This window comes from Pseudomonas sp. R1-18 (assembly GCF_051132095.1).
GTDB lineage: Bacteria > Pseudomonadota > Gammaproteobacteria > Pseudomonadales > Pseudomonadaceae > Aquipseudomonas.
In genome coordinates this window covers 2,302,919-2,318,906 of record NZ_CP071658.1, presented here as the reverse complement: position 1 = coordinate 2,318,906, position 15,988 = coordinate 2,302,919, and the positions used below count along the sequence as shown (strand labels likewise).

The 15,988-nt window shown below is 63.2% G+C and carries 18 protein-coding genes; 11 read left to right on the top strand and 7 right to left on the bottom strand.

Annotated elements, in window-relative coordinates; genetic code table 11:
• Positions 1-58 precede the first annotated feature (58 nt).
• Entirely contained in the window at positions 59-463 is a 405-nt protein-coding gene (locus J3P77_RS10775) for a RidA family protein (RefSeq protein ID WP_434681647.1), read from the top strand.
• An 86-nt stretch (positions 464-549) separates the two neighbouring features.
• Entirely contained in the window at positions 550-1,656 is a 1,107-nt protein-coding gene (locus J3P77_RS10770; RefSeq protein ID WP_434681646.1) for a Gfo/Idh/MocA family protein, read from the top strand.
• 83 nt (positions 1,657-1,739) lie between these two features.
• Here the strand turns inward: J3P77_RS10770 and J3P77_RS10765 are convergent, their stop codons facing one another.
• The 4 genes from J3P77_RS10765 to J3P77_RS10750 all read right to left on the bottom strand — a co-directional run bounded on the left by J3P77_RS10765 (position 1,740) and on the right by J3P77_RS10750 (position 4,272).
• Positions 1,740-2,123, bottom strand: coding sequence for a RidA family protein (locus J3P77_RS10765; RefSeq protein WP_434681645.1), 384 nt, complete (start codon positions 2,121-2,123; stop codon positions 1,740-1,742).
• Positions 2,124-2,218: 95 nt separating this feature from the next.
• Complete coding sequence (locus tag J3P77_RS10760; RefSeq protein WP_434681644.1) at positions 2,219-2,530, bottom strand: AzlD family protein; 312 nt, start codon at positions 2,528-2,530, stop codon at positions 2,219-2,221.
• Positions 2,520-3,236, bottom strand: a complete 717-nt coding sequence (locus tag J3P77_RS10755; RefSeq protein WP_434681642.1) for an AzlC family ABC transporter permease — start codon at positions 3,234-3,236, stop codon at positions 2,520-2,522. The genes J3P77_RS10760 and J3P77_RS10755 overlap by 11 nt, the downstream gene beginning before the upstream one ends.
• Positions 3,237-3,381: 145 nt before the next feature.
• Positions 3,382-4,272 (bottom strand): LysR family transcriptional regulator, encoded by an 891-nt coding sequence (locus J3P77_RS10750; protein WP_434681640.1) that lies wholly within the window; start codon positions 4,270-4,272, stop codon positions 3,382-3,384.
• A 174-nt stretch (positions 4,273-4,446) separates the two neighbouring features.
• Between J3P77_RS10750 and J3P77_RS10745 the strand changes: the two genes are divergently transcribed.
• The gene (locus tag J3P77_RS10745) at positions 4,447-5,640 is read left to right on the top strand and encodes an MFS transporter (RefSeq protein ID WP_434681638.1); all 1,194 of its coding nucleotides are present in this window, start codon (positions 4,447-4,449) and stop codon (positions 5,638-5,640) included.
• A gap of 60 nt (positions 5,641-5,700) precedes the next feature.
• On the opposite strand, the gene J3P77_RS10740 is transcribed toward J3P77_RS10745, so the two are convergent.
• Positions 5,701-6,477 carry a helix-turn-helix domain-containing protein gene (locus tag J3P77_RS10740; protein ID WP_434681955.1) on the bottom strand — a complete coding sequence of 259 codons (777 nt, stop codon included), beginning with the start codon at positions 6,475-6,477 and terminating at the stop codon, positions 5,701-5,703.
• A 191-nt stretch (positions 6,478-6,668) separates the two neighbouring features.
• On the opposite strand from J3P77_RS10740, the gene J3P77_RS10735 reads away from it, so the two are divergent.
• The 6 genes from J3P77_RS10735 to J3P77_RS10710 all read left to right on the top strand — a co-directional run bounded on the left by J3P77_RS10735 (position 6,669) and on the right by J3P77_RS10710 (position 12,376).
• The gene (locus J3P77_RS10735; RefSeq protein WP_434681637.1) at positions 6,669-7,595 is read left to right on the top strand and encodes a 4-hydroxyproline epimerase; all 927 of its coding nucleotides are present in this window, start codon (positions 6,669-6,671) and stop codon (positions 7,593-7,595) included.
• A 102-nt stretch (positions 7,596-7,697) separates the two neighbouring features.
• Positions 7,698-8,657, top strand: a complete 960-nt coding sequence (locus tag J3P77_RS10730; RefSeq protein WP_434681635.1) for a dihydrodipicolinate synthase family protein — start codon at positions 7,698-7,700, stop codon at positions 8,655-8,657.
• On the top strand, positions 8,635-9,939 hold the full coding sequence (locus tag J3P77_RS10725) for an NAD(P)/FAD-dependent oxidoreductase (protein WP_434681633.1): 1,305 nt from the start codon (positions 8,635-8,637) through the stop codon (positions 9,937-9,939). Before J3P77_RS10730 ends, J3P77_RS10725 begins: the two co-directional genes overlap by 23 nt.
• 82 nt (positions 9,940-10,021) lie before the next feature.
• Positions 10,022-10,399, top strand: a complete 378-nt coding sequence (locus tag J3P77_RS10720) for a GFA family protein (protein ID WP_434681632.1) — start codon at positions 10,022-10,024, stop codon at positions 10,397-10,399.
• A 106-nt stretch (positions 10,400-10,505) separates the two neighbouring features.
• Complete coding sequence (locus J3P77_RS10715) at positions 10,506-11,684, top strand: MFS transporter (RefSeq protein WP_434681631.1); 1,179 nt, start codon at positions 10,506-10,508, stop codon at positions 11,682-11,684.
• A 161-nt stretch (positions 11,685-11,845) separates the two neighbouring features.
• Positions 11,846-12,376 (top strand): glyoxalase superfamily protein, encoded by a 531-nt coding sequence (locus J3P77_RS10710; protein ID WP_434681629.1) that lies wholly within the window; start codon positions 11,846-11,848, stop codon positions 12,374-12,376.
• Positions 12,377-12,532: 156 nt separating this feature from the next.
• Here J3P77_RS10710 and J3P77_RS10705 read toward each other — a convergent pair whose 3' ends face one another.
• Both J3P77_RS10705 and J3P77_RS10700 read right to left on the bottom strand, forming a co-directional pair.
• Positions 12,533-12,847 carry a hypothetical protein gene (locus J3P77_RS10705; protein WP_434681627.1) on the bottom strand — a complete coding sequence of 105 codons (315 nt, stop codon included), beginning with the start codon at positions 12,845-12,847 and terminating at the stop codon, positions 12,533-12,535.
• Positions 12,848-12,881: 34 nt separating this feature from the next.
• A complete protein-coding gene (locus J3P77_RS10700; protein ID WP_434681626.1) occupies positions 12,882-13,991 on the bottom strand; it encodes a hypothetical protein in 1,110 nt (369 codons plus the stop codon).
• Positions 13,992-14,253: 262 nt separating this feature from the next.
• Here J3P77_RS10700 and J3P77_RS10695 point away from each other — a divergent pair, with 262 nt between their 5' ends.
• Positions 14,254-14,682 carry a DUF2231 domain-containing protein gene (locus tag J3P77_RS10695; RefSeq protein WP_434681624.1) on the top strand — a complete coding sequence of 143 codons (429 nt, stop codon included), beginning with the start codon at positions 14,254-14,256 and terminating at the stop codon, positions 14,680-14,682.
• Positions 14,679-15,971, top strand: coding sequence for a PQQ-dependent sugar dehydrogenase (locus J3P77_RS10690; RefSeq protein WP_434681622.1), 1,293 nt, complete (start codon positions 14,679-14,681; stop codon positions 15,969-15,971). The genes J3P77_RS10695 and J3P77_RS10690 overlap by 4 nt, the downstream gene beginning before the upstream one ends.
• Positions 15,972-15,988: the final 17 nt, after the last annotated feature.

The following is a 15,988-nucleotide window of genomic DNA, read 5'->3' as shown; positions in this document are numbered from 1 at the left end:
GCCTAGAGTCTCTTCAACGACAAATCAGTTCGTTAAGACCTTCCGACTGGAGAGACTCATGCCCCATCGCGACGTTGTATTCCCTGCTGGACGCCAGGCGCTGTATGAGCGCAACCGTTATTCGCCGGCCGTTCGTACCAATGGTCTGCTATTCGTTTCCGGGCAGGTGGGCAGCCGTGAAGACGGCTCGCCGGAGCCGGACCTCAAGCAACAGGTGCGCCTGGCCTTCACCAACCTCAACGCGGTCCTGGCCGCTGCGGATTGCACCTTCGATGACGTGATTGACGTCACGATGTTTATCGTCGACCCGCAGAAAAATTTCGAAACCGTGTGGGCGATCGTCCCGGAATTCTGGGGCGAAGCACCCCATCCGACGCTGACCGGCGTTGGCGTCACCTGGCTGTATGGCTTCGATTTCGAGATCAAGGTCGTCGCCCGTCTGCCCGAGGCCGAGCAGCAGTAAACCGAATCGGATGGAACTCAGGGCATTCACAGGGCTCACTTTTCAGGGGCAGGCACATCGTCTGCCCACTGACCAGGAGCCTTGTAATGCCCAGTTCAGACGGCAAAATCCGCTATGGCGTAGTAGCGGGCGGATCAATTTCCCAGGGCGCGTTCATGCCCGGTGTCGGTCAGACGGAGAACTCAGTCATGACCGCACTGGTGACCGGCGACCCGGTAAAGGCCGACCGCCTGGCGCGTCAGTACGGACTCAAAAGCTACAGCTATGACGACTACGCCAGTCTGCTGGCATCCGGTGAGGTCGACGCGGTCTACGTTGCAACCCCCAACTTTCTGCATCGGCAGTTCGTGGTGCCCGCTCTGGAAGCCGGCATCCATGTGCTGCTGGAAAAGCCCATGGCCACCAGCGAGGCCGACTGCCAGGCGATGATCGAAGCCTCGAAACGCTCCGGCGCAAAACTGATGATCGCTTACCGCCTGCATTGCGAGCCGGGCACGCTGGAGATGATCGAGCGGGTACAAGCGAAAGAATTCGGCGACCCGCGCCTGTTCACCTCGACCTTCACCCAGACCGTCAAAGCCAGCAACCATCGTACCGAGCATGGCTTTGCCGCGGGGCCTGTGAGTGACATGGGGCCTTATCCGCTGAACATGGTTCGCCAGCTGTTCAATGCCGAGCCAATCGAAGTCAGCGCAACCGGCATCCGCACCCCCGGCAGCAAGATGAGCACGCCCGACACCGTTACCGTTTCCCTGCGATTCCCGGACGAGCGTCTGGCGCAGTTCACTGTCAGTTCCAGTCTGCCGGACAGCGAGCGTTTTCAGCTGTTGGCGACCGGCGGCCATATCGATGCGTCACCGTGCTTCGGATACGGGGAAGGCGTGGCGATCAGCTACCGCGCCACGATCGGCGAGCAGACCCGCGAGCACGTTCATCCGGTGGTGGATCAGTTCGCCGGCGAGACCGCCTACTTTTCGGACTGCATTCTCAATGACCAGGCTCCAGAGCCGGACGGCGAGGAAGGCTGGCGTGATGTCCTTGTGGTTCAGGCCATCGAGCGAGCGCTGGAAACCGGACAGCCGCAGAAACTTGATCCGCTGCCATCCAGACAACCCGCCCGTCGCAGCCAGCAGCGCCAGTACCCGCTGGCCAAGGCTCCGGAATACATCAACACGGAGTCGCCGACCGAATAACGTCTGCCGCTGAACTCTGACCGGCGCTTGCAGCCAGGCCAATGCCTGCAAGCGCCTGTCGTTCAACCAGACGCGGAAGGACCTCAGTTGCCCTTGGCCGCCATCGCGGTGACTTCCACACGCATGCCTTCCACCGCCAGCGCGGACACGCCGACCGCGGCGCGTACTGGCCAGGGCCTGGCGAAAAAGCGTTGGTACACTTCGTTGAACGCGGCGCGGTCGGCCATATCGGTCAGGTAGATGGTCAGGTGCAGCACGCGATCCATGGAACTGCCGGCCCGCTCCAGCGCAACCCTCAGCGCCTGCAGCGTGCATTCGCTCTGCTCGACGATTCCGCCCAGTTCCAGACTGCCGTCGGCACGCGTTGGAATCTGCGTGGAAACCAGCAGCCCACCGAAGCCTGCCACGTCGGATGAGATGGACTCGGCGTCCGGGTCGGGGAGGAAGGTGATGTCGGAGTTTGCCATTAGGGTCTCTTTTGTCTGATTTAGAGCGGAATTGAAGGCTGGATCGAGGGCGAAGTTTACAGGCGTCATCCGATAACACCATGACGCCCTCGGTTTCAGATCTGCCGGATCAGCGCTGCGGCGGCAATTCCCGCCGCGATGGCGGGCAGCGGCTTTTTGATCAGCAACATGACCACCGCCGTGGTCAGCAATGCGAGCCGTGCGCCGCTGTCGCCCGCCACTGCCAGCGGCGCAAGAAGTGCGACCAGCACCGAGCCGGACATGGCCCCGATGAACAGTTGAACCCGACGGTTGATGGGTACGAACGACATCACGAAAACACCGCCCCACCGGGTGGCCAGCGTGACGATCGCCATGATCAGAACGATGAGAAATGCACCGGAGCCGGTGGTCGCGTCAATGTGCATCGTGCTTCTCCATCCATACCGCACCCAGCAGGCCGCCTGCTATTGCACCCACTACCACATGACTGTTGGCCGGCAGGTACTTGTACGCCAGCAGCGATGCGCAGGCCGCCACGCCCCAGATGACCAGTATGCGCAAGTCCTTTTTGCCCCCCGCTACCATCGCCAGCAGAAAGCAGCCCATCACCATGTCCAGCCCCCAGCTCACCGGATCGGCGATCGCCGCCCCGAAATAGAGCCCGAGCCAGCTGCCCAGCAGCCACGTCGACCACAACGCAATGCCGCCGCCGAGCAACAGCCCCAGGCCCGGTTCGCCACGGCCGAAAGCCTGCATGGACATTGCCCAGTTGGCGTCCGATACCACCAGCATGACCCCGTAACGCCGGGCAGGCGGCAGATTGCGCAGCCAGGGGTACAAGGTCGCTCCCATCAGCAAGTGCCGGGCGTTGATCGCGAACACTGTGACGATCAGCGGGATCAGCGGGACTTCGGCTCCCCACAGCTTGAGCACGGCAAATTGCGACGCCCCGGCGAAAACCAGGCCGCTCATCATGACAATGACCGAATCATCAAGCCCGGTCTGCGCAGCTGCCAGGCCGAATGCAATGCCGAAAACGACCACAAACAGGGAGATGGGCAGCAGTTGCCTGAAACCCGCCCATACACCATCGAGTTGCAGGCGGGATAAACCCTCGTCTACAGATGACAAGATATTGCCTCCTTCACAGAATGACTCCTTTCATACCGCGACTGACTCCAGCGCTGCGCGGGCCCGCGAAGACTACCATCCAGACCACCTGCGTCTACAGGTCAGGACGCCACAAACCGCGCTGCTTTCAAGGCGAAGTCCGCGGTTACCTTGCGCGCAAAGCCTCAAGCACCAGCTTGAAGGCCGGTGAAGGCAAGCGTCGGCTCGGGTAGTAAAGGTGGTATCCGGAGAACCACGGGCACCAGTCTTCAAGAACGCGCACCAGCCGGCCCTCGTCCAGATGAGGCTTGAACTCGTCTTCGGGCAGGTAGGCTATCCCCAGTCCATCGACTGCCGCCGCCGCGATATGGGGTGTGGTGTTGAAGATCAGCTGGCCTTCGACACGGACATTGACCTTGCGCCCCCGGCGCTCGAATTCCCACGCGTCCACGGCGCCTTTGGTGGGAAAACGGATATCGATACAACGATGGTTGACCAGATCCTGCGGCTTTTTGGGCGGCGGGTTGCGCGCAAAGTAAGCCGGTGACGCGACAGCCGCCATGCGCAGTTGCGGCCCGATCGGCACGGCGATCATGTCTTTGTGAACCGTATCGCTGAAGCGCACGCCCGCATCGAAGCGGTCGGCCACGATGTCGCGAAAACCGTAGTTGATGTCGAACTCGACTTTGATGTCCGGATAGGCAAGCAACACCGGTGTCAGTTTGGGCAGCAGGGTCGACTGAAGCACGAAATCACCACAGGTGATACGCACCGTGCCGGCGGGTTTGTCGCGCAGCTCGGTCAAGGCGTCCAGCTCGATTTCGATTTCGTCGAAGCGCTGACCGATGCTCTGCATCAGCCGCTCACCGGCGGCGGTGGGCGAAACGCTGCGCGTGGTGCGGGTCAGCAGGCGAATCTCCAGGCGTTTTTCGAGCCCGGAAAGCGTCTGACTGAGCGCCGACTGGGTGACGCCCAACCGGGCGGCCGCGCGGGTGAAGCTGCCTTCCCGGGCCACCATCACAAAGGCATGCAGGTCGTTGAGGTTGTGTCGAGGCATGGCGTGCGGCCCGGCGGGCTGATGGATATTGATAAGCTGCGCTTATAGCGTGGTTCAGTGTTCATTAGCTTATCAAGCATGCCCCATTCCATGACAATACGGCAAGCCCGCACGATGTGCCCTTACAGCTGACCATTCGCTCGGAGCCCGAGCCTTATCCTCCAAGGACCTTCAATGACCACAACCACCGCCCTGCCCGTCCAGTCTGCTACGCGCCAGGTCTGGGGCGCCGTGCTGGCGATGTCGCTGTGCGCCTTCGCTCTGGTGGCGTCGGAATTCATGCCGGTGAGCCTGCTCACTCCAATTGCGGACGAACTCCGCCTCACCGAGGGCCAGGCCGGGCAAGCCATCTCGATCTCGGGCATTTTCGCGGTCCTGACCAGCCTGTTCATCGCCTCGCTGACACGCAGACTGGACCGCAAGACCCTGTTGCTGTCCATGACCGGACTGATGGTGTTTTCCGGCGTCCTGGTTGCCGTCGCGCCTGACTACACGACGTTGATGGCCGGCCGCGCGCTGCTGGGGATTGCGATTGGCGGCTGCTGGTCGATGTCGACGGCGGTGATGATGCGCATTGCGCCGCAAACCTTCGTGCCCAAAGCCCTTGCCGTGTTGCAGGGCGGCAGTGCCCTGGCGACTGCAGTGGCCGCGCCGCTCGGCAGCTTTCTGGGCGCGCAGATCGGCTGGCGCGGAGCGTTCTTCTGCGTGGTGCCAGTGGCGGCCGTCGCGCTGTGCTGGCAGGCGCTCACGTTGCCAAAGATGCCGGCCGAGCATGGAGCGGGTTCTTCGGTCGGCGTCTTCCGGTTGCTCGGCAGTGCCAAGGTCGCCCTGGGCATGACGGCTGTCGCGCTGCTGTTTATGGGTCAATTCGCGCTGTTCACCTATCTGCGACCATTTCTCGAAACCGTCACGGGCGTGGATGTGTACGGGCTGTCGTTGGTATTGCTGTTGATCGGCGTCGCGGGGCTGGCAGGCACCCTGCTGATCGGCTCACTGCTGACCCACAACCTGTATCGCGTCCTGATCACCATTCCGCTGCTGATGGCGGGGATCGCATTCGCGTTGCTGATATTTGGCGACCACATCGGCGTCACCGCGGTCATGCTCGGAGCCTGGGGATTGATCGCCACTGCCGCGCCGGTGGGCTGGTTCACCTGGCTGTCGAGAACCCTGCCGCGCGACGCGGAGGCCGGCGGCGGCCTGATGGTCGCGATGATCCAGCTGGCGATTACACTCGGCGCCACCTGCGGCGGACTGCTGTACGACCGCGTCGGCTACCAGGCAACGTTCGGCGCCAGCGCCGCGCTGCTTCTGGCCGGAGCGATGCTGGCGGTGATCGTCTCCCGCGCCGCTCCCGTTCGTCACTGACAGGCGTGCAGCCGCCCTCGACAGCAATGGTCTTGGCAGACCGTACGCTTGCGCAGGCATCTATCGCTCGCCCATTGCTTGCCGGTATTGCCGGGGTGTGAAGCCGGTCAGGGTCTTGAACTGACGCGTGAACGCGCTGTGGTCGGTATAGCCACAGCGCAAAGCGACATCGGTGATCGGAAGGTCGCTGAGCAGCAGCCGATGCGCATGCTCCAGACGAACCTTATGGATCATCTGCCGCGGCGTGAGGTGGAATATCCGTTTGCAGTACCTTTCCAGCTGCGCAACCGACGTTCCGGCGATCTCCGTCAGCTCGCTCATGGTCACCGGGCGGCTGAAGTGCGCGCGAATGTATTCGTCCACGGCGGCGAGGCGCTGGTAAGCGGGATGACTGTCGCTGGCCGATTGCAGATCCACGGAAATCCCTGCCAGACCAATGATCCGGTCCTGTCTGTCCCGGATGGGTCGTTTGTGGGTCAGGCACCAGCCAGGTTCGCGACTGCCGTACAGGTGCAGTTCCAGCTGATTCTCCAGCGACAGACCCTGCTGCAATACCCGCCGGTCCTGCTCGGTGTAAGCGGGCCCCAACTGGGCGGGAAAGACCTGCGCGCTGGTTTTTCCGAGCAGCGGCTGCAAATCCCGGAATCCGCACCGCTCGACCAGCGTTCGGTTGGCCATCAGGTAGCGGGCGTGAAGATCCTTGATGAAAATCACCGCATTAGGAATCACGTCCAGCATCGGCAGTAACGGCGCCACGCCTTTGAGCATGTCCTCGATACTGTCCGGCCGCCCCGGACCACTGCTCTGGCACAGCGCAGCGAGTGTGTTTGGCGTCATCACTTGCCCCTTGCTGCTGATCGTCGGGCGTGAATCTAACATTCATAAGCGCCACAAGACACCGATCCGGTCTGAGCAATTGTGCCGATTTCGTCATCCGCAATAACGAAAGTCATCAAGCGCCCGCGCCATGATGCGGTCACTGTAGAGGCAGCTGCAGCCAACCGGATCCGTACCCCATGGACAGCCCTATGAAACAGGTGCAAGTCATCGATTCACACACCGGCGGCGAACCCACCCGCCTGGTGATGGAAGGTTTCCCCACATTGTCCGGCCGCACCATGGCCGAGCGGCGCGATGAGCTGCGCGAGCAACACGATCAGTGGCGTCGCGCCTGCCTGCTAGAACCGCGCGGCAATGACGTGCTGGTCGGCGCGTTGTATTGCGAGCCGGTCTCGGCCGAGGCCACGTGTGGCGTAATCTTCTTCAACAACACCGGCTACCTCGGCATGTGCGGCCATGGCACCATCGGGCTGGTCGCGTCCCTGCGTCATCTGGGGCTGATGGCTCCGGGCGAGCACAGAATCGACACGCCGGTCGGCCAGGTCACCGCCACGCTGCACGAGGACGGCTCGGTCACGCTGGGCAACGTTCCAGCCTATCGCTACCGCCGGCAGGTCCCGGTCGACGTGCCTGGCCATGGCCGGTTCCATGGCGACATCGCCTGGGGCGGCAACTGGTTCTATCTGGTGTCGGAGCATGGCCAGTCGCTTGAGATGGGCAATGTCGAAGCACTGAGCGACTTCACCTGGAAGATGCTGCAGGCGCTGGAAGCGCAAGGTGTCCGTGGCGACGACGGCGCGCTCATCGACCATGTCGAACTGTTCGCCGACGATGACCATGCCGACAGCCGCAATTTCGTGATGTGTCCGGGCAAGGCCTACGACCGCTCACCCTGTGGGACCGGCACCAGCGCCAAGCTGGCGTGCCTGGCGGCGGACGGCAAACTGGCCGAGGGCGAGCGCTGGATTCAGGCCGGGATCACCGGCAGCCGGTTCGAAGGCAGGTTCGAACGGGACGGCGAGCGCATCCGGCCCTTCATCACTGGCCGCGCCTATGTGACGGCCGCCAGCACCCTGCTGATCGACGAGCAGGACCCGTTCGCCTGGGGCTTGTGAACCCTCGGGCCTGTAAACAAAGACGGGCAAACGCATCGAATCCGAATGACCCTCTTCAGGGGGCCATCATGTCCAGGGAACTACCATGTCAAGGGAACTACCATGAACAACAGCATCTTCACCGGCGTCATCCCTGCTCTGATGACGCCTTGCACGGCAGAGCGCAAACCGGATTTCGATGCATTGGTCGCCAAGGCAAGCGAGCTGATCGCGCTGGGCATGAACGCAGTGGTCTATTGCGGCTCGATGGGCGACTGGCCGCTGCTCAGCGAGGACCAGCGTCAACAAGGGGTTGCACGCCTGGTGGCGGCGGGCGTTCCGACCATCGTCGGGACCGGCGCCGTCAACAGCCGCGAGGCGGTGGCCCATGCGACGCATGCGGCCAGAGTCGGCGCGCAGGGCCTGATGGTCATCCCGCGGTTGCTGTCTCGCGGGAGTTCACATGCGGCACAGAAAGCCCATTTTTGCGCGATCCTTGCGGCCGCGCCGCAGTTGCCGGCAGTCATCTACAACAGCCCGTATTACGGTTTCGCCACGCGCGCCGAGCTGTTTTTCGAGTTGCGTCGCCTACACCCCAACCTGATCGGCTTCAAGGAGTTCGGCGGCGCTGCGGACATGCGCCATGCCGCCGAACACATCACTTCTCAAGATGATGAGGTCGCGCTTCTGGTCGGTGTCGATACCCAAGTGGTCCATGGCTTCGTCAACTGCAACGCAACCGGCGCAATCACCGGCATCGGCAACGCACTGCCGCGCGAGGTGCTGCGTCTGGTGGCGCTGAGCAGACAGGCCGCCGACGGGGACGCCCAGGCGCGGCGACTGGCAACTGAGCTGGAATCGGCGCTTGCCGTGCTGTCATCGTTCGATGAAGGCACCGACCTTGTGCTGTATTACAAGCACCTGATGACGCTCAACGGCGATTCCGGCTACGACCTGCATTTCAACGAAACCGATGCGCTGAGCGACGCCCAGCGTCGTTATGCCGAGCAGCAATACACGCTGTTTCGCCGTTGGTACGCCAGCTGGTCTTCCGCACACAGTGACTTCCCAGACGGCCGCTGAAGTGCAGCGTCGTAAAGACAGGCGCCAGGCGGCAGACATTGCCGTGGTCGGCGCCGGCATCATTGGCGTTGCCTGCGCACTGGCGCTGGCCAGACAGGGTCGCCAGGTGCTGGTGCTCGATTCGCTGGAGCCAGGACGCGGTGCCTCGTTTGGCAACGCGGGACACCTGGCGACCGAGCAAGTATTCCCCATCGCCGACCTGTCTATCCTCAAACGCTTGCCTGGCATGCTGCTGGACCCCATGGGCCCGCTGCGTCTGGACTGGAAATACTTGCCGCAAGCGGCGCCATGGTTCGCCCGCCTGCTGCTGAACCTGCGCGCCGAGCCGCGGCAACGAACCGTCGCGGGGCTGCGCGCGCTGAACGAGCAGAGCCTTGCCGCCTGGCGACGCTTGCTCGCCGCCATCGACCGGCCAGACCTGCTCAGACAGGATGGCTCGTTGCTGGTGTTCGAACGCCCCGAATCGCGTCCCGCCCTGCTGGCCTTGCAGACACGCATGCGCGAGCACGGGGTGCCGGTAGACCTCTGGCCTCCCGAAGCCGTACGCCAGGCGGCGCCGCAGCTGAGCGAGCATTTTCTCGGCGGCCTGTTTTTTCCGGCGACCGGCCATTTCATCGATCCTTACAAGGTCGTATGCGCGTTGGTCGAGGCGGCAAAAGCGGCCGGGGTGATCTTCCAGAAAACACAGGTCACTGGCGCCGTGTTGCGTGAAAGTGGCGTGTCGCTGGATACCGCCGTTGGCGGTCTGGACGCCCGGCAAGTGCTGATCGCCTGCGGCGCCCATTCGGCCACACTTACCCGGCAGTTGACCGGCAAAGGGGTGCCGCTGGACACCGAGCGTGGCTATCACCTGATGTTGCCTGGCGAGCCCGACAAGCTGCCCTTTGCCGTCACGTCGCTGGAGCGGCGGTTCATCATGACGCCGATGAGCGAAGGCCTCAGGCTCGCCGGGACCGTCGAGTTCGCGGGCCTTGAAAGCCCGCCCAACATGGCTCGCGCCTGGCAGCTGCACAGACTCAGCCAAGGGCTGTTTCGCGAAGAGCTGAATATCGAGGCCGCTACACCCTGGATGGGCTTTCGCCCGTCGCTGCCGGACTCGTTGCCGATCATCGACCGGGTCTGCGACGGCAAGGTACTGCTCGCCTTCGGTCATCAGCATCTGGGGCTCACCCAGGCGGCGATTACCGCCGAGCGGGTCGCCGGGCTCGCCGCGCCCGCAACAGCTGACACCGCTCTTCAAACACCGCCCACACTAGCCGCGTTCCGTCTGGACCGGTTTTAAGGTTGAGCCCCCACAGGGCGCGGCATCAGGAGCTGCTAGCCTTCAGAGCCATCGATTGGGCGGATGGCGATGGAGGTGCGACATGAAGCGGTTCACTGGTGGTTGCCTGTGCGGCGACGTTCGATTCGAAGCCTCGGGACTGCCCGACCGTACAGGTCTGTGTCATTGCCTGGACTGCCGCAAGCACCACGGCGCGCTGTTCTACGCCGCCGCGATCTTCCCGGAAGCAGCCGTGACCATAAAAGGCGAAACCCGCGAATACGCCGGCCGGTGCTTCTGTCCCCGCTGCGGATCGTCGGTGTTCTCACGCTCTGCGGGGGAAATCGAACTGAACCTGGGTTCGCTGGACGCGCCGGACCAGTTCAAACCGACCTACGAATGCTGGACCATCAGGCGCGAATCCTGGCTACCGCGCTTCCCGTTTCTGAAGCGCTATGTGGGTGATCGGGAATCGTCGTAGCGCAACTAGCGCCAGGCTGGCGGAGCCTTGCACCCGGTCATAGAGATTTGACCATCCGGTCCACATTCCTTAGGGTGGCCGGCTTTGTTCCTGTTCGAGACACCTGATGACCACCCGCTCTACGCTGCCCTCCACTGTCTACCTGCTGGGGTTGACGATCTTTTCTCTGGTAACCGCCGAATTCATGGTCGCAGGCATGATGCCGGCGCTGGCCGCCGCCTTTTCCGTGAGCCTGGCCCAGGTGGGCAACCTGATCGCGCTGTATGCCCTGGGCATGGCATTGGGCGGCCCGCCCGTCACGCTGTTGCTGCTTGCGCGCGGCGTCAGCAACAAGCGCGCACTGGTCGGGCTGCTGGCGGTTTATGTAGTTGCGGGTGCGCTTGCCGCCGCGGCGCCGAGCTACACGGTGCTGGCACTGGCCCGGATCCTGATGGGCGTGTCGAGCGCCGCGTGCATCGGCCTGTGCATGACGCTTTGCGCAGGGCTGGTCGCGCCTCACGCTCGTGGCAAGGCGGTTTCGGTCGTGTTGGCCGGGCTGATGCTGTCACCCGTTGCCGGGGTGCCGATGACCGCCTGGGCCGAGCACCATTTCGGCTGGCGGGCCAGTTCCTGGCTGGTCGTGGCGCTGGCTCTGATCTGCACGGCGCTGGCGGCAAGCCGCTTGCCGACAGTCGCGGCCGGCAGCGAACCTGCCCTCGGCCGGCAGTGGGCGGCGCTGAAAAACCGCAGCCTCTGGGCCGCTTACGTCACCAGCGGGCTGATCATCGGCGCAACCTTCGCCGCGTTCAGCTATTGCACGCCCATTCTGATTCAGGAAGTGGGCATTGCACCCGAGCACGTGGCGCCGCTGCTGGCGCTCTACGGTGTTGCCAACCTTGTGGGCAATATGCTCGTCGGCCGCATTGCCGACAGCCATACCCTGCCAGCGCTGGGCTGGGGTCTTGCCTTACTGGTGCTGGCGCTGACCGGATTCGCTCTGGCGGGTGACCATCTGTGGCTGAACCTGGGCTGCTTTATCGCAGTGGGCTTGACCGGCGTCGCGCTGAACCCGGCGATGGTCGCGCGGGTGATGAAAGCCGCGGAGCCGGGTGCGCTGGTCAATACCCTGCACACTTCGGTTATCACCGCGGGGCTCGCCTTTGGCAGCTGGGCCGGCGGCAGCGTGATCGACGCCGGTTACGGCCTGCGCGCGCCGCTGTGGGTGGGCGCAGGCATGGCGCTGTTGGGGCTGCTCAGCCTGGCGCGACCATGGCCCGCGCGCGCTGTCGTCAAACCCTGCGCTTGAGTCCTGGCCACGACCCTGTACTATCGACGCGGGCTACTGCTGCCCGCCGCTCGCTCCGACCGGAATGGTGAAAGCAGGTGTATGTGCAAACCACGTCAGTTCTCTTGAACGTCCGGGTTTGGCAACGCGAGCGCCAGCAAACCCCGGCGACAGGAGTCATGATGTTTTCAATCGAGCAAGCCAGGCAGATGGCCAGGCGGCTGCGCACCTCGCTGGAGGCGCAAGGCCACGACGTATCCCACAGCGCCGCCCTTGAGCTGGTCGCCCGACAACTGGGTCACAAGGACTGGAACACCGCGGCAGCGCTGCTGCCCGGCCAGCCCGCTCAGCGGTCGATCACTTTCGACAAGCCCATCCCGATCCTGCGGATGTTCGACGAAACCAAGGCACGAGAGTTCTACCTGGACTTTCTGGGTTTCACCGTCGAATTCGAACATCGCTTCGCGGCAGACCTGCCGCTGTACCTGGGTATCGGCCGCGGCGGTGTACAGCTTCATCTTTCAGAGCATCACGGCGACGCCAGCCCCGGCTCGACGATATTCATGCCGGTGCAGAACATCGACCTGCTTCACCAAGAGCTGACAGCCCGGCGCTACGGCTATGGCCGACCGGAAATCGTTCAGCAGGACTGGGGCCAGATTCTGGAAGTCCACGACCCGTTCGGCAACCGCATCAGGTTCTGCCAGAGCTGAGGACCCTTGCGGCCGGCAGGCGCCGGAGCCTGACTCGAATCCTCATGAAATGCGAGCCAGACCGGACGCTCAAGCGGCAACTGATCCACAGGTAGCTGCGCCAGCTCGTATTCCTTGATTCGGCCCGGCTTGACGAACGCCGGGCAAATCCCTCGCTCAGTTTTTGCATTGCGCCACGACTACCTGACAGGTGCTGGGTGTTCCGCCCGATCGACCGGCATAGCGCATGCAGTTGGACATGGATTTCTTGCGCGCCATGTTGAGGGTGTCACCCCAGGCCAGACCGCCCGTGCCAGCGGTAGGCAGCGCTTTCGCATAGCAGTTTGACCCGACGCTCGCGACCATATAGCGGCTGGTGGATGGCTTGCCCGAGCACCCGGCGGTCAACGCCAGGCTGAGCGTGAGCAATGACGGCAGGCTCAAGGAAACCACGCTACGTGAAAAACAGTGGATCGGTTGTCTTGCCTTCATTACTTTCTCCTCTACGTGGTGCAGGCACTGCGTATCAGCGAATGTCCTCGGGGTATTCCGGGGCCGTCCGCCTGAGTGAAGGCTCGGCGTAGCTCGTGTCGTCGTTGCTGCTCTGGAGTCCTTCGCCCTGAACCTTGCTGCTCTGGTATTCAACCGCCAGGCTGCCTTCGATCTGACCCGCCAGGTACAGCGTGCCCGCCATCACGCCGGTCGTGGGATTCTGGACCAGCTTGACCCAGGCCTTGTCGAATGACGAGCCGAGGGTCTGGCGGATCAAGGCCTCGCTGTCCGGGCGATCGTTGGCCTGAATGATTGCCCGCACGCCGATGACACCTACCGAGATCAACGCGCCCGCCAGTTTTCCTGCTACCGCCGCAACCGCGCTGGCGGCGCTGCGCGGCGCCATCTCTGCCTCGATGCGCTTGCTTGCACGGGTGGCCACCGGCGCCATGCCGGCATCCGTCGAACCGATACCCCGGTCACCGCCGGCCTGGTGAATCCGCTCGATCAATGCTGCGTACGCGGGCAAGCTGTGCAACGGCTCGGTGTTTACGATCTGCAACAGCGAAGCATTGCGCGCGGTGGGCGGGCCCAGCTTGATCGCGGGGATTTTTTCGATGCGGCCGTTGAGTTGCGCCATCGGCACCCGATGGCGTTGGGCAATCTGTTTCAGCTGGGTGCCCATCTGTTGCGCGTACCAGGCGGTTGCCTGGCCCAGAATGGCATCCGGATCGATTTCCACCGCCACGGGTGCCAGCACCTGCTTGTGGTACTCCTCCAGCAGATACGCCGCCAGTCGCCTGGCCGACGCGTCTTCTTCACCCTTCGCGCTCAAGGTGTACCAACCGACCTTCATCGACAGCCATTCCTGGGTCCAATAGCTGCTGAACCACGGTATGAACTGTTCTTCGGTCTGCTGATAGACCCGCGTGCGCCAGTGATCCATGGAGCCTCGGGCGAATACCTTGGCCTGTTCGGTGGCCCGCCGTGAAGCATCGACGATTTCCCTGTCCACCTGCCGCCAGGTATCCGGGGAAACGTATACCGGCGTGACCTTCACCGGCACCGGCGGGGTCGAGGCGCAACCCGCCAGTGCGGCTAGCACGCCGACTGGCACGGCGACAATCAGCGAACGCAGGTTCAAGGCGCGACTTCCTGGAAGTGGATCTGACCTGATGCTGTAACCGGAGTATAGGTAGCAGGACCGGGCGAGGCACAACCGGCTGGCAGATGGCGCAACCGGTGCCCTGCCCGCGCAAATCTTTCAATATGTTTCACTTGACTGATGCGTTGAACTAACGCCAACGGCAGACGCTCTTTGCATATGCGCAATTTGCGCGAGCCTGATGGGTCAGCGCATCCGCGCTGAGCATGAGTCCAGGGTCGTTGAACGATAAGGAGCCGCCGTGACCGTTACCGCCCACCCCGTTTACCGAAGCACGCCAAGCCCGCTGCATGCGATCTTGCTTGCCGGAACCGTTCCGCTGTTTCTCGGTGCATTGTTGAATGACATCGCCTACTACCAGACCTACCAGATCCAGTGGAGCAACTTCGCTTCCTGGCTGATCGCAGGCGGGCTGCTGTTCTGCGGTCTTGCGTTGCTGTTCGGGCTGGTCAACCTCATCCGCGCCGATCGCAAGGCCGGTCGCCCGACTGTGTATTTCCTGCTGTTGCTGGTGACGTGGGTGCTGGGCCTGATCAACGCCTTCGAACACGCCAAGGACGCTTGGGCCACCATGCCTTCCAGCCTGATTCTGTCGGTGATCGTAACGGTACTGGCGTGCGTCACCGCGTGGCTGGGACTGACCAACCTACGTTCGGGAGATGCGCAATGAGACCACCAATCGCACTGACTGCCTTGAGTATGGCGTTGTTGTTGAGCGCATGCGGTGGCGAAGGGGAAAGCAAGCAAGCCCTCGGCCCGGACCCCAAGCTGCCTGAACAGGAGCGCGGCCTGCTGCCGAGCATGAAGATTGCCGAGCCGGCGGCATGGGGTGATCAGAAGCCGACCGTACCCGAAGGCTTCAGCATCACTGCCATCGCGACCGATCTGCGAATCCCGAGACAGACGCTGGTGCTGCCCAACGGCGACATCATCGTTGCCGAGGGCCGTGGCGGCAGCGCCGCGAAGCTCAAACCCAAGGACGTGATCGCCAGCGTCATCAAGGCCAAGGGCAACACCCAGGTCAAGGGCGGTAACCGCCTGACTCTGCTGCGCGATGCCGACGGCGACGGCTCCTACGAGACGAAAACAGTATTTGCCGAGAACCTGAACGCGCCGTACGGCCTGGCGTTCGCCGACAACAAGCTGTACGTCGCCAACCAGGATGCGCTGGTCCGCTTCGACTATCAGGAAGGCCAGACCAAAGCCAGCGGCGAGCCGACAAAGCTCACCGACCTGCCGGCCGAGATCAACCACCACTGGACCAAGGCGCTGACCATCAGCCCCGATGGCCGCTACCTGTACGTCGGCATCGGCTCGAACAGCAACATCACCGAGCGCGGGATGGAAGCCGAACTAGACCGCGCACTGGTCTGGCAGATCGATGCCCAGACCGGCGCGCACCGTCCTTACGCTACAGGCCTGCGCAACCCGACCGCCCTGACGATTCAGCCGGAAACCGGGCAGTTGTGGTCGGTGGTCAACGAGCGTGACGAACTGGGGCCGGATCTGGTGCCCGATTACCTGACTTCGGTGCGCGAAGGCGGATTCTACGGCTGGCCGTACAGCTACTGGGGCCAGAACGTCGATCCGCGCGCCCAGCCACAGAACCCGGCCAAAGTGGCGGCTGCCATCAAACCGGACTACAGCCTGGGGTCGCACGTCGCTGCACTCGGCGTCGACTTTTCGGAACCGGCAATGGGCGAGAAATTCGCCAACGGTGCCTTCGTCGGCGAGCACGGCAGCTGGAACCGTCCGAACCCTGTGGGTTACAAGGTGATCTTTGTGCCATTCAGCAACGGTCGCCCTGCCGGCGAGCCCATCGACTTTGCCACCGGCTTCCGCGATGCCGATGGCAAGACCCGTGGCCGGCCGGTCGGTGTCACCGTCGATCCGCGCGGCGCACTGATCATCGCCGACGACCTTGCCAATACAATCTGGAGAGTCACTCGCAACCAGTAAGTCCGCAGAACCGGAGG